We start from the raw sequence: 25,331 nt of genomic DNA, 5'->3' as shown, positions 1-25,331 counted from the left end.
GGTATGGTGTAAGCCTTGTAAGGTATAGGAAGTCAGATGGGTAACTATTTGACGAAATTAATTCATTAATTTTAGGAAAAGAACCTTGGAGAAGCTGCCTCAAATAGTTAGAAGGAACAACTTTTGACTCTTATAGGGCATGCCGCTGATAGCGTTAAAATATTGAGTGGACTTTATAGTCAACTAGAGTGGTACCGCGGAAATATAACCCGTCTCTTTATTTAGAGATGGGTTTTTGTTATATTGAAATATACAAGAGTTTTATAAGGAGGAATTTATATGGATTATAAAAAAGTAGTGGCAGAAAGAATTAAAAAGTTGGTGGATTTAGATATAGAAACAATAGAGAATTTAATAGAAATACCACCAAAACCTGAAATGGGAGAATTTGCTTTTCCTTGTTTTCAATTAGCAAAAATCATGAAAAAAGCACCTAATGCAATAGCTAAAGACTTAAAAGAAAGAATTGAGAACGAGGGTTTTGAAAAAATAGAGTGTTATGGTCCTTACGTAAACTTCTTTTTAGACAAAGGAGTATTTATTAAAAATACTGTAGAAAAGATACTAAAAGATGGAGATAACTATGGCTCATCTAAAATTGGTGAAGGTAAGAATATAGTAGTAGAATATTCTTCACCTAATATAGCAAAGCCATTCCATGTAGGTCATTTATTTACTACAGTTATAGGTAGCTCTTTATATAAGATACTTTCTTTTGAAGGATATAATTGTACTGGCATCAATCATCTTGGTGATTGGGGAACACAATTTGGTAAGCTTATTTATGCTTATAAAAACTGGGTAGATGAGGAAACTTTAGAAAAAGAGCCTATTAAAGAATTATTAAGAATTTATGTTAAATTCCATGAAGAGGCTGAAATTGATCCAGCACTCAATGAAGAAGCAAAAATGTACTTCAAAAGGTTAGAAGACGGCTGCGCAGAAGAAGTTGCACTTTGGACTAAATTTAGAGACTTAAGTCTTGTGGAGTTTAAAAAGCTTTATGAAACACTAAATGTTAAATTTGATTCTTATGCGGGTGAAAGTTTCTATTGCGACAAAATGGAAGATGTAATTGCAGATATAGATGCAAAGGGCTTACTTGTAGAAAGTAATGGAGCTAAGGTTGTAATGCTTGATGATTACAATATACCACCTTGTATAATTAAAAAATCAGACGGTGCTACAATTTATGCAACACGTGATTTAGCTGCAGCAACATATAGAAAGAAGACTTATGATTTTTATAAAAATATTTATGTGGTTGGAAAAGATCAAGCACTTCATTTTAAACAAGTATTTACTACTTTAAAGCTAATGGGTAATAAGTGGGCAGATGATTGTGTGCACGTACCATTTGGTACAGTAAGATTTGCAGATAAAAAATTATCTACAAGAAAAGGCGATGTTATTTTCTTAGATGAGTTATTAAGTGAAGCAGTGGCGAAAACTCTTGAAATAATAAACGAGAAAAATCCTGAGCTAGAGAATAAGGAAGATGTAGCTAAAAAAGTAGGAATAGGAGCAATTATATTTACTTATTTAAAAAATCATAGAGAAAGAGATATTGTGTTTAATTGGGAAGAAATGCTTAGTTTTGAGGGCGAAACAGGTCCTTATGTTCAATATACTTATGCAAGAGCAAAAAGTATATTAAGAAAAGTTGAAGAAAATAATAAGGGAATTAAGTCAAGTGTAGAACTTGACTACAATAAATTAGATTCTAAAGAAGAATTTGAACTAGTAAAGCAGTTAGAAGGGTTCCAAAACTCAATTATGTATGCCATTGATAAATTAGAACCATCTATGGTTACAAGATATGTTATTGAGGTAGCTAAGGCTTTTAATAAATTCTATAATCAGCATAATATAGCTAATTTAGAAGATGAATCTAATAAAAATGCAAAAATAGAAATGGTTAAAGCTACTTGCCAAGTAATTAAGAATGCTTTAAAACTTATAGGTTTAGAAGTTGTAGATAGAATGTAAAATAAAGAGGTTATTAACAAATAAATAATAATGTTATGAGATATTATTATTTATTTGTGCTTTTTTAAAGTGATTTGCAATAACTTTGTTTTTAATGTATTATTATAATATAGAAAAATGTGAAATTTAAATAAAATTACTGAGCAAATTGAAAAATATTTGTTGTAATATACTTTTCTTTTTTTATAGATTAGGGGGAACTATGTTTATCAAAGAATATGAAATTGAAGTTGTTTTGCCTAAAGAAATTTTTAGGAAATATAAGATGGACACTATTGCGTACTTGGATATTGAAGCTACAGGGTTTGATATGGAGCGGGATAAGATAGTGTTAATATCTTTGGGATATTACTTAAAAGAAGGTCAATTTAAAGTTGTTCAATATTTTGCAGAATCGCTTAGCGAAGAAGAGTGCATTTTGAAAGAACTTAAGAAATCTATGAAAAATTTTAAAAAATGGTGTTCCTATAATGGTACAGCATTTGATGAACCTTTCGTAATTAGAAAGATGAATAGATATAATCTTGGGTTTAGACTTCCTAGTGAACATATTGATTTATTTAAAATTATAAGACCATTTCATAAAAAGATGGGAATGAAGAATTGTAGTTTGAAATGTGTCGAGAAGTTTACTGGTATTAAAAGGCGAGATGAAATAAACGGGGCTAAGAGTGTTGAAATATACAATGAATACCTAGTAAAACATGATGAAAAATTAAAGGAGATTCTAATGCTCCACAATTATGAGGATGTGTTAAATTTACCTAAAATTTTCAAGGTGATTAATACTATTGAAAATGATTTGGATTTGAAAAGGAAAGAAAAGATAGCTAAAAAACAAATGTCCCTTTTGAATAATAACATACACACAAATCAGCCATTAAAAACAGTGACTAGGTAGCTATTGTAAAGAGTGGTAGTTATATAAGTCAACAAAGCACTAAAAAGCTATAAAAAACAGTTCCATGGTACATAAACGAATGTACCATGGAACTGTTTTTTTTTTATTCGATTTTATCATCTTTTATAATAGGGGGTGGTACCTTGCAATTATGGCTACAACCTTTGCAGCCATTACCACAATCACCATTTGCTTGTTTTTTAAGGTTACTATACAAGACATACCCAGCTACAATAACAATTAAACCAACAATAATAAATTCCACCACTGGTACATCACCTCTTTATAAATTTATATTATCTTATTATAATACTGCCTATATTAAAAATTAAAAATGATACTACCCAAGCGAGTATTAATTGATAGGATACAGAAAAGATTGCCATTTTATTACCATATTCTTTTTTCATAGTGGCTATTACTGATACACAAGGAGTGTAAAGTAATACAAAAGTTAAGAAACTATAAGCGGATAATGGAGAAAAATAATTAGGCAAGATATGTGTTAAATTGCCACCATATATAACACCCATTGTTCCTACAACTACTTCTTTAGCCATAAGACCAGTTAAGAGTGATATTGAATTTTGCCATGAGGCAAATCCAAGGGGAATAAAAATTGGATTTATAAATCTTCCAACAGAAGCTAAGAAACTAACGTTTATATCAACCATTCCTGTACTATTAAAGTTTGATAAAAACCATACTATTACGGAAATTGAAAAGATTATAGTACCGGCTTTCTTTAAGAAGCCTTTACCTTTTTCCCATGTGTGTAATAATAAGGCTCTTGGTTCTGGAAATTTATATTCAGGTAATTCTATAATAAAAGGCTCCTCATCTTTTTTGAACAATGTATTTTTGAAGAGGATACCAATTAGGAATGCTAAACCAATACCCATAAGGTATAATGAGAACACCATTAGGGTTTCTCTCCCAGGAAAAAATACTGATGCAAACAATGCATAAACTGGAAGTCTAGCATTGCAGGACATTAGTGGTATTAAAAGTGCAGTTAATTTTCTGTCTTTATCACTCTCTAAAGTTCTAGCGGACATTATAGCTGGCACAGAACAACCAAAGCCAACGATTAAAGGAATAAAAGCTTTACCAGATAAACCCATTTTCCTCATTAGCTTATCCATTATAAAAGCAGCTCTTGCCATATAGCCACTGTCTTCTAAAAAGGAAATACCTAGAAATAATGCCAATATTACAGGTAAAAATACTACTACGGAACCTACTCCGCCTATGATACCATCGATCAGTAGAGAAGAAAACCATGGGCTATTATTAGATAATACACTGCTTAAAAATGGAACAAAATAATTATTAAGCAAGTTATCTAGAAGATCAGCTAAGGGCTGTCCCACCCAGTTGAAAGTAAACATAAAGATTAAAAACAAACTTCCAAAAAATAGCGGATAGGCTATTATTCTATTAAGCACAATTTTATCTATTTTTTCTGAAACGGAAACTCTGTTGTCATTTTTTTTATTTGTAATTGATTTTAATAAAAGTTCAATGTAGTTATAGGTTTCTTTTTCATCTTTAAATTTTAGACTATTTGAGGATGTGGTAGTATAATCTTCTTTAAGGAGACAATCTTTCACTTCAGAAACTCCTTTGCCCTTTGAAGCTACTATAGGTATTACCCTTACCCCTAATTTTTGTGATAAAAGATCATAATTAATATCTAAACCCTTAGCTATTGCAACATCTATCATATTTAATACTAAAATTATTGGCTTATTAAATTGTTTTAATTGCGTGGTAAGATATAAATTTCTATCAAGACTCGCCGCATCAACAATATTAATAATTACATCAACATCACCATTCTCTAAAAACTCCTTGGAAACTTTTTCTTCATTTGAATAAGTATCCATAGCATAAATACCTGGTAAGTCAACAATTTTAATTTTATTATCGATAAAGCCTTCTTTTTTTTCTACTGTTACTCCCGCCCAATTACCTACGTATTGGTTAGAACCTGTAAGTGCGTTATATAGAGTAGTTTTACCAACATTAGGATTACCTAATAGTGCAGCAGTGATCATTCAAATCCTCCTTACTATGTCGCTTGTTTGATTTTAGTCGTCAATTGTATGTGGTTTGTCCCATTATCTAGTTCAAAATAATTTACCGATTATTTTATTCTAATAGTGGTACTTAGCATAGTGACTATGCCATTTTTATATTTATATTTTTAGCATCATTTTTTCTAATGGCTAAATTGAAACCGCGTAAATTTATAATTATAGGATCTCCTAGAGGTGCTGTGGCTTTCAAAGTTACTTTAGTACCTTCTATGCAACCTAAAGCTAATAATCTTTTAGCAAACTTTTCATTACCGCAAATTGAATGAATTAGTGCTGTATCTCCTGGTTTTAAATCATATATGCTTATATCAATCACCCCTTATTGAAAATAATTCTCAATATCATTTTAACATCATTCTCTATTAGTGTCAATCTAAAATAATCGGTGAATTTATAATTTTTTTAAAAAAAACTTTCATATAATAGTAGAATTGTGATAACATATAAATAGAGCAGAGTTTTAAATTAAAAATGTGCAAATTTACGGTTTTGTTCTCTAAACTTGGTATAGAAGTTAGTAAACTTAGTAGAAAAGAGTGATATTGTGATTACAAAACTTAGCAGCGTTAAGGTGGGAGAAATTTGTACAGAAGGGTCCCTTACCATAGACGGAAATAAACAACTATTTAAAGATGCATTATTTTTTGATTTAGAACATTACATATATAAGAAGCCAATTTGTATTGGGGTTTTTGGGTGTTGCGTTTATGATGAAGTTTTAAATGAATTAAAGGTTACTCAATATATGGCAGAAAATAAAAAAGATGCTGTAGAAATATTATCCTTAGCTAAAAATTATTTTGAAGAAATGAAAATTAAGTATAATAAAAAATACATAGTTACGTTTTCAGGAAACAATGATTTTACAGTTATAAACTATTTGTTAAAAGCACATAAAACAGATTTTATATTAGAAGGATATTTTGGAGAAATAGATTTACAAAAATGTTATGAAAAAGCTGAAGGAAGTTGTATTGGACTTAAGGCTCTAGAAAAAATATTTGATATTGATAGGGAAAGTGAATTAATTAGTGGCTCTAATTTAGCTAAAACTTTTGGAAAAATTGTAAAAGATGATGATTACATAAACAGAATGCCACAAGAAAAAAAGGATAAAATACTTTTATATAACCAGCAGGATGTTGTCAGTTTATTTTATATATATATAGATTGGTATAATAGAATACAGTTAAAAAAAGAAGAAATCACAGCGCAGCAGTAGCTGTGCTTTTTTATTCTCAAATAAAAACAATACTTAACATAGCAATAAGGAATACTGTGACCCTTTCAGTAATAATTTAATAGAAGGTGTGTAAAAAATACTGGGGGGGGAAAAGCTTTTGCAGAAGGTTAAGAAAAACATTGATGCGGCTATGGTAAGGATTAAGGCAGACTTGGTTTTGAAAAATGCAAATTTTATTAATGTATTTACTGAAAATATGGACCAGGGGGATATTGCTATAGTAGGTGATACTATTGTAGGGATTGGTGAATACAAAGGTGAAGAGGAAATTGATTGTACAGATTTGTATGTGACACCAGGGTTCATTGATGCCCATGTTCATATAGAATCTTCTATGATTATGCCAGAGCAGTTTGCGAGAGTTGTAATTAAAAAAGGGGTAACTACAGTGATAGCGGATCCACATGAAATTGCTAATGTAGAAGGAATTAAGGGTATAGATTTCATGCTAAGAAGTAGTGAGATTGCACCTATAGATATTTTTTTTATGCTACCCTCTTGTGTTTCCGCCACGGAGGTTGAGGATAGTGGATGCGTACTTAATGCTGAGGATTTGGAAAAATTAAAAAATAATAATAGAGTATTAGGTCTTGGGGAAGTTAGGAATGTGCCTGCAGTTATAAACGCAGATGAAAATATATTGAAAAAAATAGATATAGCAAGGTATAAACATATTGATGGACACTGCCCTACAATTCCGCAGATAGATTTAAACGCATATTTAAGTTGCGGTATAAGAACAGATCATGAAAGTACGAATGTTAAGGATGCCATGCTTAAAGTTAGTAGGGGGATGTATGTCATGCTAAGGGAAGGCTCTGCGGCAAGAAATTTAAAGGATATACTTCCTGCGGTTAATAGTCATAATTTCAGAAGATTTTTATTTTGCACAGATGATAGGCATATAGACGATTTATTAGAGGGCGGCTCTATAGATAATTGTATTAGAATTTCTATAAAACAGGGGCTTAATCCTATAAAAGCATATATAATGGCTTCATTTAATGCAGCTCAGTGTTATGACTTAAAAGATAGAGGGGCTATAGCACCAGGATATAAAGCAGATTTAGTGATATTTGAAGATTTTAAAGGTCTAAATATAAAGAAAATTATAAAAAACGGTAAAATATATACAGAATTACAAAGTAAAAATTATTTAAACTTAAGAATTAATTCTTCCATGCATATGGATTTCGTAAATAATGAAATTTTTAAAATCCAAAGTGAGGCTGAAAATATAAATATTATAAAATTAATTCCAAATTCCCTAGAAACTAAGCTAGTGGAGAGAAAAGTAGAAAATGAGTTTGGATATATAAAGAGGATTATGGAAAAAGATGTATTAAAAATAGCAGTTTTTGAAAGGCATCATAATACAGGTAAGCACTTTGTTGGTTTTATAGAAGGATTAGGCTTAAAGCATTGCTCTATTGCACAAACTATAGCCCATGATTCTCATAATGTTATAGTGGTAGGGGATAATGATAAGGACATGGAGGTGGCAGTGAATACTCTTGTTTCTACTGGTGGGGGTATAGCTATGGTATCGGAGGGAAAGGTTATTGCTCAGCTAAATTTGCCAATTGGAGGAATAATGACTTTTGAATCTCCACATATGGTAGCAGAAAACCTAAAGAGACTTAGTAGAATGGCTAGAAGCTTTGGAGTACGTGATGAATATGATCCTTTTATAAGTTTATCTTTTATGATGCTTCCAGTAATACCTGAAGTTAAAATTACCGCTAGAGGGTTGTTTAATTATAGTAAATTTGCTTTTATAGAACTCATGTCAAAGGACGATGAAAATAAGAAGATCAAATAATAGTTGATAATTTTAAATTAAAGAGTAGATAGTCTGATCCATCTTGGGGAGGACTATCTACTCTTTTTTTATGAATAATGTTTTTTATTAATTAAGAAAAATTTTCTTATAAATTGGGATTTTAATGGTATATCTTCTAATTCATCTGGCAATATTCTTAGTGGAAGTAATATTTACCTAAAAATTTGAACTGTGGAACTCAATTTATTAAAAATTATTAGCTTCCAAAAGAAATTAAAATAATGAAACCCATAATTAGGAGGAATTGTGAACTATGAAAAACCTTAAAAAGAAAAAAGGATTTACCCTGATTGAGCTAATAATTGTAATTTCAATTATTGTGGTATTGGCAGCCATTGCGGTGCCTAAGTACGGGAAGATTCAAAAGGATGCTAAAATAAAAGCTGATATTGCTAGTGCAAAGGTTATTGCTGATGCAACAGTAGCACTTATTGCTCAAGACAAAATTACTAAGGCAACTTACAAGGATGGAGTAAACTTAACCAAAGATACAAATAATGAGCTAACAGAGTATCTTCAAACAGCCCCTGTTGTTAAGGCAGTTGAGAATGCTGTATTTAATGTAACAATAGATGCTATCACAGAAAGTGTTACTGTTAAGGTTGGTGATAATGAGTTGTACCCTATACCGAATCCAGACTATTCTGTAGCACCAGCGAAAACACCAGCGGAAACACCAGCGGAAACAACAGTAACAAAATAAACTAATATATATCTTTATTTATTTGTCCAAAGTTTTATGACTTTGGACATTAAATTATTATACAACAATACTAAACATTAAATTAATATGTAAAAATATAACGATTTATGCAAAATAATATTGTGTTAATTATAAAATAGTTATAAGATAATAATGGTGAGTTTTGCAATTATATGAAATAATACGAGATGAGGTGATCCAATGGAAAGCATTTTCCCAATAACCATTTTTATTTTAGGACTATTAATAGGAAGTTTTTTAAATGTATGTATTTATAGAATTCCAAGAGGAGAAAGTATAGCATATCCAGCCTCTCATTGTACTTCTTGTGGAAATGATATTGTGTTTTATGATCTTATACCAGTAATTAGCTGGATTTTGTTAAGAGGTAAATGCAGAAACTGCAAGGAAAAGATATCTATTAGGTATGCCTTGGTAGAATCAGTTACGGCTGTACTGTTTTTATTAACTTATTTTCAATATGGAATGAATATGTATCTCTTAAAATATTTAATACTTATACCTTTTTTAATAGTTATAGCTATGATAGATTATGATACTATGGAAGTTTATACAGCAACTACGTGGCTTGCAATAGCTGTAGGTGTTATTTTATTAGGAGTAAATTTTTACCAGGGAGAACCAATAGTTACATATATATATGGCGCACTATTAGGTGCAGGTACTATAATCACAATTATTTTATTATCAAAGCTTATTATTGGTACAGAGGGTATGGGATGGGGTGATGCAGAGATATGCGGACTTTGTGGCCTGTTTTTAGGTTTTAAATTAACACTTTTGATGATGTTCTTTTCTTTTATAATTGGTGGAGTCATTGGTGTTTATTTATTAAAGTTTAAAAGGAAAAATGGTAGGTCTGAAATGCCCTTTGGACCATCTATAATAATGTCTGCACTTTTAATGATGATTTGGGGTCATAGAATTTTAAATTGGTATTTAGGAACATTCAACTAACCCACATAGAATTCCATGAAATATGTATAGGCAGCGGTGTAAACATAAGGACTTTAACGAAAACGTGAGCATAACTCGAATAGTTTCAATAATCCGTAAGCTGTCTAGAATAGCCCTGTTTGGCTATAGGCAGGAATCGGTGTATAATAAATCATAACTGTATTGTTATGAAGGGTTGATAATATGCAAAATGTATTGCAGAACATGAATATTAAATGGAAGGAAAAAACCATGAAAGCGAAAAAAAATGATTATCTTCAAAAAATTTACGAGAAAAATTCTAGTACAGGAAATTACGTTATACAAGTAGCTTTAGACAAGTATAATGATATATTTAATGATTGGGATCATGCCCCTTTTAAAAAAAGAGATATGGATCCGGATTTAGCAAATTTTCTTGAAAACTGTTTTGAAGAGATTCCCGCTAAACATGGAGTAGATATATGCTTTTATTTACCAAAAGAGGAAAAAGATGTAAACCGAGAAGAGTTATTAATTGCAGGTATAAAAACCTACTATTCTTTTTATTTACATCAAGAAATTAAAGTTTTGAATAATAATTATCGTAAACTTTTTCAATATTTGCTTACATCACTAAGTTTACTGGCAGTGTCTGTTTTTTTAAGTACAACAGTTGGTGACAATATAATTTTAGGAACAATACAACAGGGGTTTAATATTGGTGGATGGGTGTTTTTATGGGAAGTTATTTCGATGGTAGTTTTCAGAGGAAGAGAAGTTAGTTCAGAAATTAATAAATACCAAAGGTTTTTGAACTCATTAATTTATTTTAAATATGGTAATGAAAATCCATTATTTTAATATGCGGTGTATCAAGAGAAGTTCTATGAATTTTTTTTCGTAGGACTTTTTTTATTTGTTACAAATTCAGGCAATTTAGATGAATTTTAAGGCACCTGGAGTACCAGGTGCCTTGATTTTACATATTGAAGGCGTCTTCTAAAAATGTATATTTTGGAAGGCCATTTTCTATAGAAATTTTTGGTTCCCCCATTATTAATGGTAGGGTGTATTCATAGGCTTCTCTAGTAACATTATTTCCTTCCTCGTTAATCCATTCTAGTGGAAAGTATTTAATGCTATTAGCAACCTTTGAGGTTTCAAGTGCAAAAGGAACAGATGCATAAGGCGTATTTGAAAGTCTTTTTATACCTATCATGTTACCACTTATTCCGTCAATAGAATAAATAGCGGCAGCTTTACCTACTTCAAAGGCTTCATCGATGTCTGTTTGTGAGGCACAGTGCATTGAACAACGCTGAATTGTAGAAAGCTCTAAAACTCTAACCTTTTCAGCCGTATTAGTTTCTAAAATTAAATTTTTAAGAGTGGCACAAACACCGCCTAATTGGGCATGACCAAATTTATCAAGGCCGGTGGAAGAAGCTTCACCTATAAATTTGCCTTCTTTAGTTCTTATGCCCTCAGATACTACTACGAAAACATGATTTTTTTCAGTAAGTTTTTTACTTATATCTTTTAAGAAATTTTCTGTACTAAAAGCGACTTCAGGTAGATATATGAAATCAGCAGCAGGTTTACCATTAATAGTTGCAACACAAGCACTAGCCGCTAGCCAACCAGTATCTCGTCCCATAGTTTCAAGTATAAACACACCTTTTGCAGGATATACACTTGCATCTAGTAAGTTTTCAAGAACAGAAGTAGCAATTAGTTTGGCTGCACTTCCAAAGCCTGGGGTATGATCCATAATTGGCAGGTCATTATCTATAGTTTTAGGAATACCAATAAATTTAACATCCTTATTATGCTCTCTTGCGTAGATGCTAAATTTATGTACAGTGTCTTGAGAATCGTTACCGCCGATATAGAAGAAGGTTTTTATTTCGTGTTCCTCTAATAATTCAAAAAGTTTTAGGTACTCCTGCGGACTCTCATCATAGGACTTAAGTTTGTATCTGCAAGAACCTAGACCAGACGAAGGAGTATACTTTAATCCTTTAACCTCATCATAAGGTAAGGTGGATAGGTTTACAATGTGGTTACTTAAAATACCCTGTATGCCATTTATTCCAGCATAAACGTTATCATAATAGTGAGAACTATTGTTCTCCTCTAGAACTCCCATAGCACTAGCATTAATTACAGAAGTTGGACCTCCGGATTGTGCTACTATACAATTTTTCATTTAAGAATTTCCCCTTTCAATCGGAATATTATTGTGATTATAATTCATAGAATCTACTAATTAATTATAAGGTATAAATTTAAGTTACTCAAGGTAGAATTGAATTTTAAATTAATTCATTTGAAAATTTCTTGGCTAAAGGGTCTATCACATATAAATATCAGAATTTACATAAAATATTATATATATAATAAAATTGTTTGAAAATTCAAAGACTAATTTTAATATTAATGATAAAATATATGTATAATATTTTAAAGATTCTGTTAAATCTTTAAAATATAAAATCAGGAGGGGTACAATGGTAATTAATAAAACAAACCATGGAAAAGAATCCAAAAACAATATAATTTTAAAGGAAGTTAATATAAGAGGAAATTTATGTGGGGAATTTGCAGAATATACTATTGATCATGTATATGAGAATAAAGGAACAAATGATGTAGAAGCAATTTATACTTTTCCAATACCAGAGAGAGCAGTTATATCTGGCTTTGAAGCAGTGCTTGGTGGTAGGACTATAAAGGGGCTAATACAAGATAAAGATGAAGCTAATAAGATATATGAAAACTTTAAACAAAAGGATAATAACACTTTTCTCATGGAAGAATTCAGTGATAATATATTTAGAATAGTTATTGGTAAGATAATCCCTAATGAAGTTGTAAAAATTAAAGTGTCTTATATAGAAGAACTTAGTTATGAAAATAGAAACTTAAAATTAATTATTCCAACAATAATAGCTCCAATAAATCTTTCAAAGGACAGTAAATTACTTTCTAGCAAAGAGAGAAACATCCATAAAGATAATAATTACAAATTTACTTTAAGGCTACTGGTTGAATCACTAACAAAATTAGAATTTAAGTGTCCTTCTCATAAAATAAAGGTGGAATATGAAGAAAATAATTTATATAAAGTAACATTAGATGGAAACAATCAAAAAATGGATAAAGATTTAGAAATTACACTGGAAGAACTAGAAAAGATGGAAACTACAGGAATGATTTATGATTATCCTAGGGACGATAAAGGAATTTTATATTTGAGATTTATACCAGAAATTGAAATAGAGCAAAAATCTACTGGTGCAAATTATATATTCCTTCTAGATGTATCAGAGTCAATGGATGGTAATAAATTAATAGAGGGTAAAAATGCACTTCAATTATGTTTGAGAAATTTGTCCTTAGGAGATACCTTTAATATTTCGGCTTTTGGAGATAAACTTCGTTATTTTTCTAAAGATACAAAAGTTGATTTTAATGAAGATAATTTAAGTAGTGCTAGTAAATGGATTGAAGAACTTAAAGCAGAGAAGAATGCAGTGATTTTTGATGCAATTAAGTTTGCTCTACTGGGAAAAAGTGAAAAAGAGGAAAATATAATATTCTTGTTTACAGATGATTTGGTGGAAAATGAAAAAGAAATTCTCGATTTTGTAGAAGATAATATAAAAGAAAGTAGAATTTTCCCTTTTGGTATAGATACTTCAGTAAATAGCTATTTTATAAATAAGTTAGCTCGTATTTCTTATGGAGCAGCAGAAGTTATATGTCCTGGGGAGAGAATTGAAGATATTGTGCTTAAACAATTTAATAGAATAAAAAATCCTCAAATTACTGATATTGAAATCGATTGGGGTAAAATGAATGTGGAAACAACATTCCCAAGAACTATACAATACATGTATGACAAAGAACCATTTTCAATTTTTGCTAAAATCAACGGAGAAGTGGGCGGAGTTGTAATTTTAAAAGGAAAAGTGGGAAAGGATAGAATTCAAAGAATAATTATGCTAAATGACCTTGAACTAGAAGAAAATGTAAACTTAATTGAAAAAATATGGTATAAAAAACGTATAGAATCCCTTCAACATAGAGTTAAATATGAAAGAGGAGAACTTCAAGAGGCAATGTATAATAAGATTGTTGAAATATCTAAAAAGGTTGGAATAATTTGCAAGGAAACTTCCTTTATTCTTTATGAAGAGATGGAAGACCCAATCTTAGGCATAAGAATAAGAGAAATTTTACCTGTTAAAACCACAAAAAGCTTAGAACTTTCCTATGATAGTTTAGATAGTGAATCTGAATCAACAGCATTTTATTATAAAGATTTATCAATAGTAAAAGAAGATAATGATAAATATGCTGATTATCAAAGAAATCAGTTACTAAAAGTCTTGGCTTCTAATCAATTTGCCAGTGGAGCTTTTGGTATCAATGTGGAAGATAGTTTAGAGTCTAATATAAAATATACTACAAAAGCAATGCTTGCATTTATTCTAGGTAATGAAGATATAAAGATGTATACAAATCAATTAAATAAATCTTTAGAGTTCCTATCTGGAGCTTTAAAAAACAATGGTTTAGAGCTAAATAAAGATGAGTATATGAAATTATTATTAGTTTTTAAGTTATCTATTAAAAAAGATATAGTACTATCTTTTTACAAAGAAAATATTCAGAAAAAAATTGATGAAATTCAGGCAAAATATCAATTGAAAGATATTGATTTAATTGAAATTCAGAATAAATTTATCCAGAGGGTAAGGGAAAGTTCTAATGAGCCTAAAGATACACTTAATTTTATAATCCATAATGCTATTCTAAAAACATTTTAAAATTTACTTAAATTCTTGGAGAGGGTTTTATAATCCTGCATAATTTATATGTGGGATTTTTCTCTGTGTTGTTATAATGGATGGATAGTTATTATTTTATAAGAATTATATATTATATTTAGAAATTATTAGTTAAAATAAGGTGATTTTAAAATAAGTAGCATTTATTTTTAATGGTGCCGAGGCATAAGGAAGTATGGATAATGATAAGGGGAGATATAACAAAGCTAAAATACAATAAGGAAGAAATAATTCGAAAAAGAAATAGTATAAGAAATAAATTTATAATTAAATCTTCAAATGTTAAAACGGGAAAGATACAATGCATGTCAAAAGTGGATATAGAGATTTTATTTGGGTTGTATGATGAAGAATTTTTCCGAAATTATTTCAGTGAAAATTTAAAGGGAAACTTAACTTTTTCATTATCCACTAGGATGACAAACGCAGCAGGAAAAACTATGTATATTAGAAAATTAAAACCATCGGAGGCAGTAGAAGAATCTTATGAAATAAGGATAGGAATAAAATTCTTTTTTCAGTATGATGTGCTTGATAGAGATAAAATAGTATCTGGTATAAATACTGTGGATTCTTTAGAGGCACTTCAAATAGTTTTTGAGCATGAATTATGTCATCTAATAGAGTTTCATATTTATGGTGAATCCAGCTGTAAAAGGCTCAGGTTTAAAATTATGGTTAATAATATATTTGCTCATACAGAGGTACATCACCAATTACCAAGTCCAAAGGAGATAATATCAAAAAAATATGGATTAGCAATAGGACAAAAGGTGAGTTTTATTAAAGAAAATAAAAAATATAGTGGTTTTCTTTATAGAATAAATAAAAGAGCAACAGTTATGGTGAATGATAATAAGGGTACTTATAGAGATGGGAGTGGAAACAAATATTCTAAATGGTATGTGCCCTTTGAACAATTAGTATGATGCAACATAATATAGATTTGGTCCTGTTATTTATTTTATCTAAATAAATATTAAAGGCAGGTTTAGCTAAAACCTGCCTCATCCTAGGATACTGAAAGCTCGGAACAGTTTACACTACAACCTATGCACATCCCTATACACCTAAGGATAATCTTTCGACTACATATAAGCATTACACAACATGCATACATCTTTGCTCGATTAAAAGACGTACCTTGGAGAACATAAATAATCTTTCGACTATATACAATCCCTAACTCTTATCAGTATAGTTTAATTATTAAAGTATAACGCAAACATAATGTTATACACTACAACTGAAGCCTGCGGCACATAATCTAGTCTTAGCTCGACCAATACACATCTATTAAGCTCATATATACACAGTTATGCAAATATACAACCTTTTCAAGACATATAAAGATCTTCCCTCCGGCACATATTAAGCCTTACGACCTAGGATACACCTTTGGCCGAATATTAAAAAGCTATTTAAATAACCTCGTAATACTCTTGGCTCAACCAATCTAAACCCTCTAGTAAATATTTTTACCTAATCTATTTTAATTATTCAAAAATCCATAAAACAATATAAAAATCTCGTAGTATAAAATGAAAAAGTTAATTTTAATAAACATTTCCACATAAGGGAATATTATATGATATAATTTACATATGATTGCTAATAAAATCAAAGGTGTTCCATTTAACTTTAGATTCTATTATTATTAATATAATATTTTATTAGGACGGTGACAATGATGAAAAAAATTTTTTCAGTAATATTATGTAGTGTATTAATGTTTACATTGGTTGCGTGTGGCAAAACCGATGTAACAAAAGAAAAAACACCTGAAAGCACAGTTAAAAAGGAAACAGTAGCGGCAAAAAAAGTACAACCGGAAGAAACAAAAAGTAGTCAAGTGGTATTGTATTTTAGTGATGACCAAGCTATGTATCTAGTAGGGGAGAAAAGAGATTTAGAGAAGCCTACAGCAAAGTCTATTGTAGCGGAATTAGTTAAAGGACCAAGTGGCACAGGAAAATTAATTGCAACAATACCTAAAGGTGTAGAAATATTAGATGTGGTGGTTAAGGATAATATAGCTACTGTTGATTTTAAAGCGAACGTAAGTGAGAAAATAAGTGGATCTACTGGAGAACAAATGGCGTTATATTCAATTGTAAATACATTGGTTTCATATAAGGAATTAGGTATAACAAAGGTTCAATTTCTAATTGAAGGAAAAAAAGTTGAGTCTATTGCAGGTCATTTGGATACAACTCAACCTATGAGTGAAAATACAGATCTATTAAAGAAATAATACTTATAGGACATGATGTCATATTTAAAACATAAGAAGTGCAAAACAAATAACCAGTCAAAGATGCTAGCATAGTTGACTGGTTATTTGTTTCCATATGTCTAATTTTAAAAGGCAAAATTTTTAAATATGCCTTTTAACCCTAGGGATTTATTTGACAACCCAAAGCAATCTACGCTACAACATATAAACATCCCTACATACCCATATGCAATCTTTCGACAACAATAGAGCATTACAGCACATATATACATCTTTACTCGACCATATAGAACACCTTGGGAGCTAAAAATAATCTCTCGACCAAGAATAACCCCTAGTTATATATTAATAAAACCTGCGGCAACCTATATCATCTTAGCTCGACTATTACACATCCGGGAGAACCATATACATACAGTTGGGCACATATACAGCTGTTAAGAACCCATAATAATCTTCCCTCCGGCATATAAAAAACCTTAGTAGATATCGTATACACCTTTGGCCGAATACTCTAAAACTATTTTAAATCTAGGAGTACTCTAGGCTCAACCACTTTGGATCATCTACTAACATTATTGTATGCTTTTTTTAATTTATTATACTAAAACAGATATTAGTGATATAAGAAAAAATTGTAAATTAATTGGTTGATAGAATCTCTTTTATAGAGTCTACAACAAACTTAATATCTTCTTTTGAAACCCAATTGTGAGTAACAAAGCGCATTAATCCATCTTCTTCACCATTAATTTTGATTCCTTTAGTGTAGAATTTCTCTACTAATTCATCGCTACACAATCCAGTGCTATGCATATTAAAGAATACCATATTAATATGAGTATCTTCTTTATTTACTACTATTCCTGGTATCTTTGACAATTCTTCTCCGAGCAATATTGCATTTTCATGATCTACTTTTAGCTGAGGAATCATTTCACGCAAGGCTACAAGTCCAGCTGCAGCTAAAATACCTGCTTGTCTTAAACCTCCACCTAAAATTTTTCTTTTCTTTCTTGCTTTATCAATAAATTGTCTATCTCCAGCAAGCATTGAACCTATAGGCGCACAAAGACCTTTAGATAAACAAAACATAACACTGTCACAATAGTTAGTGATTTCACTGGCATCCACATCTAAGTAGGCCGCGGCATTAAAAAGCCTTGCTCCATCTAAGTGAACTGGTACATCATGCTTCTTTGCTAATGTATAAATTTTCTCCATTGTACTTAGTGGAATCACTCTTCCACAGGAATGTGCATTTTCTATACAGATAAGACCTGTACTAGGGTAATGAATATCCTCATCTTCTTTTCTAATTCTAGCTTCAATTTGGTCAGGATCCAGTTCTCCTTTATTACTAAGTAAAGTTCGTAGCTGAACTCCAGCAATTATTGATGAGGCACCAACTTCATGTATTACTATGTGACAATCATCACCAAGAATAACTTCATTACCTCTGGTACAATGGGTAAAAATAGCTAGTTGATTTCCAAAAGTACCACTTGGTACAAAGAGTGCGGCCTCTTTATTAACAAGTTTGGCAGCATATTCTTCTAAAGTTTTCACAGTTGGATCATCACCATAAACATCATCTCCAACCTCTGCTGTAAACATAGCCTGTCTCATATTTTGGGTAGGCTCCGTTACTGTATCACTTCTTAAATCAATAAATTTCATTTTATTTAACCTCCTCGTTTTATTAGAGGATATAATAATTTTTAATTGTTATATCCCATAATCAGTATAAATACTATTATAACTTAAAACATTTTTCTGATGTGTGATATAAAAAAATAATTTTAGAAAATTATGATATTTCAAATAAGTTGGGTGATATATATCTTTGTTTTTTATGGTAAAATATATATATTAGCATTCCAAAAAATTAGGTGGTGGAAAAGTAATGAGTGAAACATTTCGATTTATTCATACTGCAGATTTGCATTTAGGATCCTTTCTTAATATAAATGGGCAGCCCCAGGAAGATATACAAAGCTTGTGTAAAGAAGCCGTATATAATGCTTTTGAGAGGGTATGTAGAGTTGCTGTTTTGTATAAAGTGGATTTTATTTTGATTTGTGGAGATGTATATGATAGCTATTTAAGGTCTGTAAGAGGGAATAGATTTTTTATTAATCAATGTCTATTACTAAATGAATCCAATATAGGTGTATATGTTATTTATGGCAATCACGATGCTACAAATGAAAAACGAGAATTGTTTGACATGCCGCCCAATGTTCATGTCTTAAGTTCTGATAATGTAGAAACATTTCAGGTATACAAAGCGGGGGAACTTATTGCGAGAGTAATTGGAAAATCTTATAAGAGTAGAAATGAAAGAGAAAAAATTTATGAGAACTATTTATTGGATAATGATGTTTTTAATATTGCAATGCTACATACTGCAATGGAGGGGGATAATAAAAATTATATTCCTTGTACATTAGATGAACTTAAAAAGATACCTAATATAGATTATTGGGCGCTAGGACATATTCACAAAACTAATATTTTGAGTGATACAAAACCTATTGTAGTTTTTCCAGGAATCCCTCAAGGGCGAGACATGGGAGAGCAGGGGCAAGGCGGAGTTTTCTTAGTTGAGGTAGGGAAGAAAGAGATTCTCAGTATGAAATTCTTGCCTATATCAACTATAATATATAAGAGGGTGGAAATAGCAATAAATGAAGAAAATAAGACAGAAAATTTTAGCGATTTAATGGTGGTAATTCTAGAAAAAGCAAGGGAACTTATATATAATATACCTGAAATTTCTACTGAATTTGTGAATTCAGGGGATGATTTATCTCATGAATTTAAGGGCCATATTGTACAATTAATAATAAAAGGAAGAACAGAATTGCAAGATAAAATAACTCATATGAAGGAAGATGATTATAAACAATTTATAGATGATATAAACGAAGAACTTTCCTCAGAAAAGTATTTTATATGGGTAGATTCCATAATATTTAGGACAACTTCTCTCATGAAAGATTTTGAAGGGCTTAAAGTACAAAACTCTATCTTCCGTGATTTAGATGAGGTGATTAATTTATATAGTACGGAGGGAGAAAGTAAAGGAAAGCTCCAAAAAAATTGGGGCTCTATATGGAAAGAGCAAATTCACACTGAAAATATAGATGAAGACAAATTTGATTTTGATGAAGAAATAACAGAAGATATTATACTGCAAGCTAGGCAACTAGTTATTGAAAAATTAGTAGAAGCACTAGAAATAGGTTAGGGGGTGAGAATTTGAAAATAACACAGTTGGATATCAGGGATTTTGGGGTGTTTCAAGGTGAAATGTTGGAAAACTTAGAGGGAGGAATAATAGTTGTTGGTGGAGCAAATAGGTCTGGTAAAACAAGCTTAATGCAAATAATTAGAAATATACCCTATGGGTTTTCTCAAAATAGTAATTTGCCACCGGCTAAATTCCAATATGATGTTAGATGCAACATAGAATTAGAAAAAGGTAATGAAGTAAATATACTCTTAAAGGGATTTAGTAACCCGGAGATAGTTTATAGAAATATGGATCATAATATGGTAAGTAAATCTTTATACAATATAGATAAGGCAACCTACAGAGAATTATTTACTATAAGTCTTGATGAACTTAATAAGAGTTCGGATAAAGAAGATAGTAATTTACAGTCAATGCTACTCGGAGCAGGATTTAAACATATTGTAAAAATACCATCTATTGCTAAAGAATTAAGAGGTATTGCAAATACAATTGGTGGTACTCGGGGAAATCCATCAACCAAAATGTTTAAGCCTTACACAGAAAATATTAAAAAAGGTGTGGAGGGAAGGAAAAAATCAATTTTGCTATTGGATACTTTTGTGCAAAAGAAAAATATTGCCTCTAAGCTTTTAGGCGTTATAAATTCAAAGGAGAAGCAGCTCCAAAACAGTAATGATAATATGATTAAATTAGAGATGTTAAAGCATAATTATCAGCTTAATGAAAGTAAAACGAAGTTGGAAGAGGAGCTTTTAAGCTACACTTTTAAATTAGAGGATATAAAGGAATATAATATAGAAAAAGCTAAGACCCTAAAAATTCAATATATTAAAACACTAGAACAGTATAATAGTGACAACTATGAGTTTCAAAGAGAAACCTCTAAGGATTCCAGGATTAAAGAGTTGCTAGTTGAAAATAAGGGGTTTATTAATAATTTTTATAATGGCTTATCTGGAATTAAAGAAATGAGCAAAAATCTACTTATTATAAAAAATGAATATTTTGAAAAAACACAAGCCTTAATGGATAAGATTAAAAAGGCAAATATTAATTGGACTAGCTTTGACCTTGTACAAGAGATCAATTGTGATGAGGTTCAAGCAACTATTTTAAACGGTCATATTGAAAAATTCAGAAAAATAGAAGTGGAAAGAGTGGAGTGCAATAAAAAGATAGAAGATTTTAAAATACAAAAGGAGACTTTAGAAAAACAAATTGGACCCTATAATCCTGAAGCTTATGCTAAAAAATATTTTTATTTTACCCTTTTTTTTATAATTTTAGGATTTGTATTGTTTTTTATAGATAAATTATTAGGTTGCTTAATAATATTAATCGGAGCTATAGGTACAGCTCTATATTTGTTTATAAATCACTCTAATAGTAAATTAATATTAAACAGAAATCTAGAAACTAAAGCAGGAATTGATAAAATAGAAGTGCTTTTTAGTAAGACCTCTGAAGAACTAAAAATTCTAGATGAAGCAATGCAGAAAATGAATAATATAATGGACGAGTATAGGGATATTCTAAAGCTCGACGTGCGGGTTTCTAATGAAGATATTAAAGAGTATTTTAAAATAGCTACTTTTTTAAAGGATGAAATATGTGGATATAATTTACTAGAGAAAAAATTAAACAAGGAATTTACTACCCTTAGTGAAACTTTGAATAGAATTATTGTTGTGCTTAATAAATTTACTGAATTTAATACTAAAAGTTTAGATAGTGTGGATTTTAAAGGAATAAATATAGATAATATTGGTAATATTTGTAATGATATACTGCTAAAAGTAGAAGAGCTATATAAGTACTCAATACTGGGAGATAAAACTGAAAATAGTTTTTCAAAATTAAATATATTACAACAGGAAATATATGATTTTTTAGGGGATAGTTATTCCAGTGAAAATAATCCAGAGGAAAATTACTCTGAAAATGTAATTACATCCTTAGAAAATTATATATGTAAGGGTGAAAAGTATATAAAATATACAAATCATCAGAAGAATTTAAAAATTATTAAAGATAAGTTATTACAAGTAGTAAAAGGTCAGCGCATAAAAAATATATTATATAATGAGAATATCCAGGTTACAGAAATTGAGGATGAAAATTTTAAAATTGAGAATGAAGATGAAAAGCTATTAAAAATCATGGAATATTTATATAAGAAGTTTCCTACTATGGATGAACTCAATTATGATTATGAGCTTTTGAATAATGAAATTAAAGTATTAGTAGGGGAGATAGAAACTCTAAAGAATGAGAAACAAACAATTAAAGATGAAATCCAAGCCTTAAATTCAGATGAAAAGCTTTTAGAGTATGATAAAGGCATTAGAGAAGCAAGAGCTCAGTTAAGACCACTTGCAGAAAGATATGCGGTTTATAATACAGCTGCATTATTCTTAGAAAAAATCAGAGAAAGATTTTTAGTGAATACTAAGGATAAATTATTAAAAGGGGCCAGTGATATTCTAAGTGAAATAACTTCAGGGGAATACAAAGATATTATGCCCATGGAGAATTTAATGCAGGGAGACTTTAAAACAATACTACGAGATGAAAGCATTATGGAGAGTTCAAAACAATTAAGTAGAGGTACAAAAGAACAATTATTTTTGGCAGTTCGCATAAGCAGAATAAAAGAAATCATGCCAAGCTTGCCTGTGATACTTGATGATTCTTTTGTTAACTTTGATATAGCACATACCAAAAATACAGTTAAAGCCTTAGTAAAATTGTCAAAGACTCATCAGATATTTGTTCTTACTTGCCATTCAACCTTAGTAGAACTAATAAGGGAGCAAAGCGTGCAATCACAATATTTCAGATTAGAAAAGGGTAGATTTACAAAATCCATAGGGGAAGATTTAAGCGAATATTTAAAAACACTATAAGGCACATTTGAATTTTCATGTGTCTAAGTGTCTAGATAATGGTATAATAGATTCTTTGAAACAATTTTTAGTGACATCTAAAATAAGATTTTTTATACAATATAATAGAAAGTGAAGTGGTACATATCAGTAAGGCATTATTTATTACAGAAAAGCCAAGTGTTGCAGCAGAGTTTGCCAAAGCCTTAAAAATTAATGGGAGAAAATCAGATGGATTTATAGAGTCTGACAAAGCTGTTGTTACATGGTGTGTGGGACATCTTGTTACTATGAGCTACCCTGAGAAGTATGATGTAAAATTAAAAAAGTGGTCTTTGAATACTTTGCCATTTTTACCTAAAACATATAAATATGAAGTTATAGATGGAGTGAAAAAACAATTTAATATAGTTAAGAGTCAATTAATTCGTGATGATATTGACAGAATTTACGTTTGTACAGATTCTGGAAGGGAGGGCGAGTATATCTACAGGTTAGTGGATGAAATGTCTGGCTGTCCTAATAAACAAAAACGAAGAGTGTGGATAGATTCACAAACAGAAGAAGAGATAATTCGTGGAGTTAAAGAAGCAAAGGATTTAAGTGAGTATGATAATTTATCAGAAGCCGCTTATTTAAGGGCAAAAGAGGACTATCTAATGGGAATTAATTTTTCTAGGCTTCTAAGTTTAGTCTATGGAAAAACTGTAAGTAATTATCTTGGAAAAAATTATATAGTTATTGCAGTGGGACGTGTAATGTCTTGTGTACTTGGTATGGTGGTTTTAAGAGAAAGAGAAGTAAGAGATTTTGTTGTCACTCCTTTTTATAGGGTTATGGCTAGTTTTAAAGTAGATGAAGAATCTAAATATGATGGGGAATGGAAAGCAGTAGAAGGTTCGGAGTATTTTGAATCGCCAATTCTTTATAATGAAGGTGGATTCAAAACGCAAGATATGGCAGAAAAATTAATAGCAGACCTTAGAGATTCTAGTATAGATGGTAAAATCGTAGTTGAAAACATTACTAAGAAGAAAGAAAATAAAAATGCTCCACTGTTATTTAATTTAGCAGAAATACAAAATGAATGCTCTAAAAAATTTAAAATAAATCCAGAACAAACTCTTGGTCATATTCAAGCACTATATGAGAAAAAAATGCTTACTTACCCAAGAACAGATGCCAGGGTATTATCTACAGCGGTGGCAAAAGAGATAGATAAGAACTTGAAAAAATTAACCAATTTTAATGGTGATCCAGAAATAAAAAACATAGCTGGGAATATTCTAGAAAAAAAGTGGTTTAGTAATATAGCAAAGACAAAGTATGTTGATGATAGTAAGGTCACAGATCATTATGCTATTATACCAACAGGAGAAGGTCTTCAGAATTATATGGCGTTAAAGGATATTCAAAAGAAAATCTATAATTTAGTGCTTAGACGGTTTTTAGCAATATTTTATCCACCTGCTGTTTATAGCAAGGTTTCGGTTATAACTAAAGTTGATAAGGAAAGATTTTTTACCTCGGATAAGGTTTGCGTTGAAATTGGTTATTTGGAGGTGCTAAAACCTGATAATGATAGCTATGACAGTGAAAATAAAAACATGAAATTTTTAAGTACCTTAAAAAAAGGTCAAAGTGTAGACCTAGATGATTTAATTGTAAAAGAAGGCAAAACTTCTCCTCCTAAGAGATTTACCACAGGTTCAATAATTATAGCTATGGAAAATGCGGGTAAACTTATAGAGGATGAAGAACTAAGGGAGCATATTAAAGGCTCTGGTATTGGTACAAGTGCTACTCGTTCAGGAATTTTAACAAAGCTTGAAAAAATAGATTATATTAAATCTAATAATAAGACCCAGGTAGTTATGCCTACACTTCTTGGAGAAATTATTTATGATGTGGTGAAAAATTCTATACCCACTTTGCTAAATCCAGAGTTAACGGCTAGTTGGGAAAAAGGATTAACTATGGTTACCGAGAGTGAAATAGAGGGTAATATATACATGGATAAGTTAGAAAATTATATAATAAAAAATACTGATAGAGTACTTAGACTAAATAATGGATTAAGACTTGTAAACCATTTTGATATGATAAGTTCATTTTACAAAAATCCTCAAACTGGAGTGGAATAAATTTATATGCTTTTTTTATTAGGAAACAGCTTGCAGAAGTGGCTGTGGATAACATATATACATTAGAGCTTGTCAATTTTGCCACTTGCCACGTGGGTGGCACTACTCGATTCTTTTATACGCGTAAAAAGAGTATATATTACGTATAACGCATTTGAATAAGCTTTAGAACTTCTTATTTTATTTTGAATTGTGCTGCGTTAAGAAAAACATATGTTTGAGCGAAGC

At 30.3% G+C, this 25,331-nt stretch carries 18 protein-coding genes; 13 read left to right on the top strand and 5 right to left on the bottom strand.

The genetic code is table 11. The features are described from left to right. Window positions 1-279: 279 nt before the first annotated feature. Window positions 280-1,989, top strand: coding sequence for an arginine--tRNA ligase (argS, locus tag ACREVU_RS14450; RefSeq protein ID WP_431552309.1), 1,710 nt, complete (start codon window positions 280-282; stop codon window positions 1,987-1,989). Between the two features lie 202 nt (window positions 1,990-2,191). Further along, a complete protein-coding gene (locus ACREVU_RS14445) occupies window positions 2,192-2,890 on the top strand; it encodes a ribonuclease H-like domain-containing protein (RefSeq protein ID WP_431552308.1) in 699 nt (232 codons plus the stop codon). A gap of 103 nt (window positions 2,891-2,993) precedes the next feature. Here ACREVU_RS14445 and ACREVU_RS14440 read toward each other — a convergent pair whose 3' ends face one another. The 3 genes from ACREVU_RS14440 to ACREVU_RS14430 all read right to left on the bottom strand — a co-directional run bounded on the left by ACREVU_RS14440 (window position 2,994) and on the right by ACREVU_RS14430 (window position 5,299). Beyond that, complete coding sequence (locus tag ACREVU_RS14440; protein WP_431552307.1) at window positions 2,994-3,158, bottom strand: FeoB-associated Cys-rich membrane protein; 165 nt, start codon at window positions 3,156-3,158, stop codon at window positions 2,994-2,996. Window positions 3,159-3,186: 28 nt separating this feature from the next. Next, a complete protein-coding gene (feoB, locus tag ACREVU_RS14435; protein ID WP_431552306.1) occupies window positions 3,187-4,950 on the bottom strand; it encodes a ferrous iron transport protein B in 1,764 nt (587 codons plus the stop codon). 124 nt (window positions 4,951-5,074) lie between these two features. Next, window positions 5,075-5,299, bottom strand: coding sequence for a FeoA family protein (locus tag ACREVU_RS14430; protein WP_431552319.1), 225 nt, complete (start codon window positions 5,297-5,299; stop codon window positions 5,075-5,077). A gap of 237 nt (window positions 5,300-5,536) precedes the next feature. Here ACREVU_RS14430 and ACREVU_RS14425 point away from each other — a divergent pair, with 237 nt between their 5' ends. From ACREVU_RS14425 to ACREVU_RS14405, 5 genes are all read left to right on the top strand, one after another. Next, window positions 5,537-6,214 (top strand): ribonuclease H-like domain-containing protein, encoded by a 678-nt coding sequence (locus tag ACREVU_RS14425; protein ID WP_431552305.1) that lies wholly within the window; start codon window positions 5,537-5,539, stop codon window positions 6,212-6,214. 118 nt (window positions 6,215-6,332) lie between these two features. After that, on the top strand, window positions 6,333-8,057 hold the full coding sequence (ade, locus tag ACREVU_RS14420) for an adenine deaminase (RefSeq protein ID WP_431552304.1): 1,725 nt from the start codon (window positions 6,333-6,335) through the stop codon (window positions 8,055-8,057). 274 nt (window positions 8,058-8,331) lie between these two features. Beyond that, window positions 8,332-8,781 carry a prepilin-type N-terminal cleavage/methylation domain-containing protein gene (locus ACREVU_RS14415; RefSeq protein ID WP_431552303.1) on the top strand — a complete coding sequence of 150 codons (450 nt, stop codon included), beginning with the start codon at window positions 8,332-8,334 and terminating at the stop codon, window positions 8,779-8,781. Window positions 8,782-8,982: 201 nt separating this feature from the next. Further along, window positions 8,983-9,759 carry a prepilin peptidase gene (locus ACREVU_RS14410; protein WP_431552302.1) on the top strand — a complete coding sequence of 259 codons (777 nt, stop codon included), beginning with the start codon at window positions 8,983-8,985 and terminating at the stop codon, window positions 9,757-9,759. 231 nt (window positions 9,760-9,990) lie between these two features. After that, window positions 9,991-10,581: a hypothetical protein gene (locus ACREVU_RS14405; RefSeq protein ID WP_431552301.1), complete on the top strand. Its 591-nt coding sequence runs from the start codon at window positions 9,991-9,993 to the stop codon at window positions 10,579-10,581. 118 nt (window positions 10,582-10,699) lie between these two features. Here ACREVU_RS14405 and ACREVU_RS14400 read toward each other — a convergent pair whose 3' ends face one another. Continuing rightward, a complete protein-coding gene (locus ACREVU_RS14400) occupies window positions 10,700-11,929 on the bottom strand; it encodes a 6-phosphofructokinase (RefSeq protein WP_431552300.1) in 1,230 nt (409 codons plus the stop codon). A gap of 301 nt (window positions 11,930-12,230) precedes the next feature. Here ACREVU_RS14400 and ACREVU_RS14395 point away from each other — a divergent pair, with 301 nt between their 5' ends. From ACREVU_RS14395 to ACREVU_RS14385, 3 genes are all read left to right on the top strand, one after another. Then, the gene (locus tag ACREVU_RS14395) at window positions 12,231-14,555 is read left to right on the top strand and encodes a VIT and vWA domain-containing protein (protein WP_431552299.1); all 2,325 of its coding nucleotides are present in this window, start codon (window positions 12,231-12,233) and stop codon (window positions 14,553-14,555) included. A 203-nt stretch (window positions 14,556-14,758) separates the two neighbouring features. After that, the gene (locus tag ACREVU_RS14390; protein ID WP_431552298.1) at window positions 14,759-15,505 is read left to right on the top strand and encodes a hypothetical protein; all 747 of its coding nucleotides are present in this window, start codon (window positions 14,759-14,761) and stop codon (window positions 15,503-15,505) included. A gap of 758 nt (window positions 15,506-16,263) precedes the next feature. Next, the gene (locus tag ACREVU_RS14385; protein WP_431552297.1) at window positions 16,264-16,830 is read left to right on the top strand and encodes a GerMN domain-containing protein; all 567 of its coding nucleotides are present in this window, start codon (window positions 16,264-16,266) and stop codon (window positions 16,828-16,830) included. 624 nt (window positions 16,831-17,454) lie between these two features. On the opposite strand, the gene ltaE is transcribed toward ACREVU_RS14385, so the two are convergent. Beyond that, complete coding sequence (ltaE, locus tag ACREVU_RS14380) at window positions 17,455-18,492, bottom strand: low-specificity L-threonine aldolase (RefSeq protein ID WP_431552296.1); 1,038 nt, start codon at window positions 18,490-18,492, stop codon at window positions 17,455-17,457. A gap of 226 nt (window positions 18,493-18,718) precedes the next feature. Between ltaE and ACREVU_RS14375 the strand changes: the two genes are divergently transcribed. The 3 genes from ACREVU_RS14375 to ACREVU_RS14365 all read left to right on the top strand — a co-directional run bounded on the left by ACREVU_RS14375 (window position 18,719) and on the right by ACREVU_RS14365 (window position 25,103). Next, complete coding sequence (locus ACREVU_RS14375; protein WP_431552295.1) at window positions 18,719-20,065, top strand: metallophosphoesterase family protein; 1,347 nt, start codon at window positions 18,719-18,721, stop codon at window positions 20,063-20,065. Between the two features lie 11 nt (window positions 20,066-20,076). Continuing rightward, entirely contained in the window at window positions 20,077-22,980 is a 2,904-nt protein-coding gene (locus tag ACREVU_RS14370; RefSeq protein ID WP_431552294.1) for an ATP-binding protein, read from the top strand. Between the two features lie 125 nt (window positions 22,981-23,105). Further along, window positions 23,106-25,103: a DNA topoisomerase gene (locus ACREVU_RS14365; protein ID WP_431552318.1), complete on the top strand. Its 1,998-nt coding sequence runs from the start codon at window positions 23,106-23,108 to the stop codon at window positions 25,101-25,103. Window positions 25,104-25,331 lie beyond the last annotated feature (228 nt).

It is taken from the genome of Clostridium sp., from assembly GCF_050717535.1.
Classification (GTDB): Bacteria; Bacillota; Clostridia; order Clostridiales; family Clostridiaceae; genus Clostridium_AD.
The sequence above is the reverse complement of the archived record's forward strand: the minus strand, read 5'-3'. Positions and strand labels throughout refer to the sequence as shown.

Excerpts from the sequence above, each read along its gene's own strand:
- ACREVU_RS14385 (WP_431552297.1), top strand. The coding sequence starts at position 16,264 with ATGATGAAAAAAATTTTTTCAGTAATATTATGTAGTGTATTAATGTTT.
- ACREVU_RS14375 (WP_431552295.1), top strand. The coding sequence starts at position 18,719 with ATGAGTGAAACATTTCGATTTATTCATACTGCAGATTTGCATTTAGGA.
- ltaE (WP_431552296.1), bottom strand. The coding sequence starts at position 18,492 with ATGAAATTTATTGATTTAAGAAGTGATACAGTAACGGAGCCTACCCAA.
- ACREVU_RS14390 (WP_431552298.1), top strand. The coding sequence starts at position 14,759 with ATGATAAGGGGAGATATAACAAAGCTAAAATACAATAAGGAAGAAATA.
- argS (WP_431552309.1), top strand. The coding sequence starts at position 280 with ATGGATTATAAAAAAGTAGTGGCAGAAAGAATTAAAAAGTTGGTGGAT.
- ACREVU_RS14445 (WP_431552308.1), top strand. The coding sequence starts at position 2,192 with ATGTTTATCAAAGAATATGAAATTGAAGTTGTTTTGCCTAAAGAAATT.
- ACREVU_RS14410 (WP_431552302.1), top strand. The coding sequence starts at position 8,983 with ATGGAAAGCATTTTCCCAATAACCATTTTTATTTTAGGACTATTAATA.
- ACREVU_RS14405 (WP_431552301.1), top strand. The coding sequence starts at position 9,991 with ATGAAAGCGAAAAAAAATGATTATCTTCAAAAAATTTACGAGAAAAAT.
- ACREVU_RS14415 (WP_431552303.1), top strand. The coding sequence starts at position 8,332 with ATGAAAAACCTTAAAAAGAAAAAAGGATTTACCCTGATTGAGCTAATA.
- ACREVU_RS14395 (WP_431552299.1), top strand. The coding sequence starts at position 12,231 with ATGGTAATTAATAAAACAAACCATGGAAAAGAATCCAAAAACAATATA.
- feoB (WP_431552306.1), bottom strand. The coding sequence starts at position 4,950 with ATGATCACTGCTGCACTATTAGGTAATCCTAATGTTGGTAAAACTACT.
- ACREVU_RS14400 (WP_431552300.1), bottom strand. The coding sequence starts at position 11,929 with ATGAAAAATTGTATAGTAGCACAATCCGGAGGTCCAACTTCTGTAATT.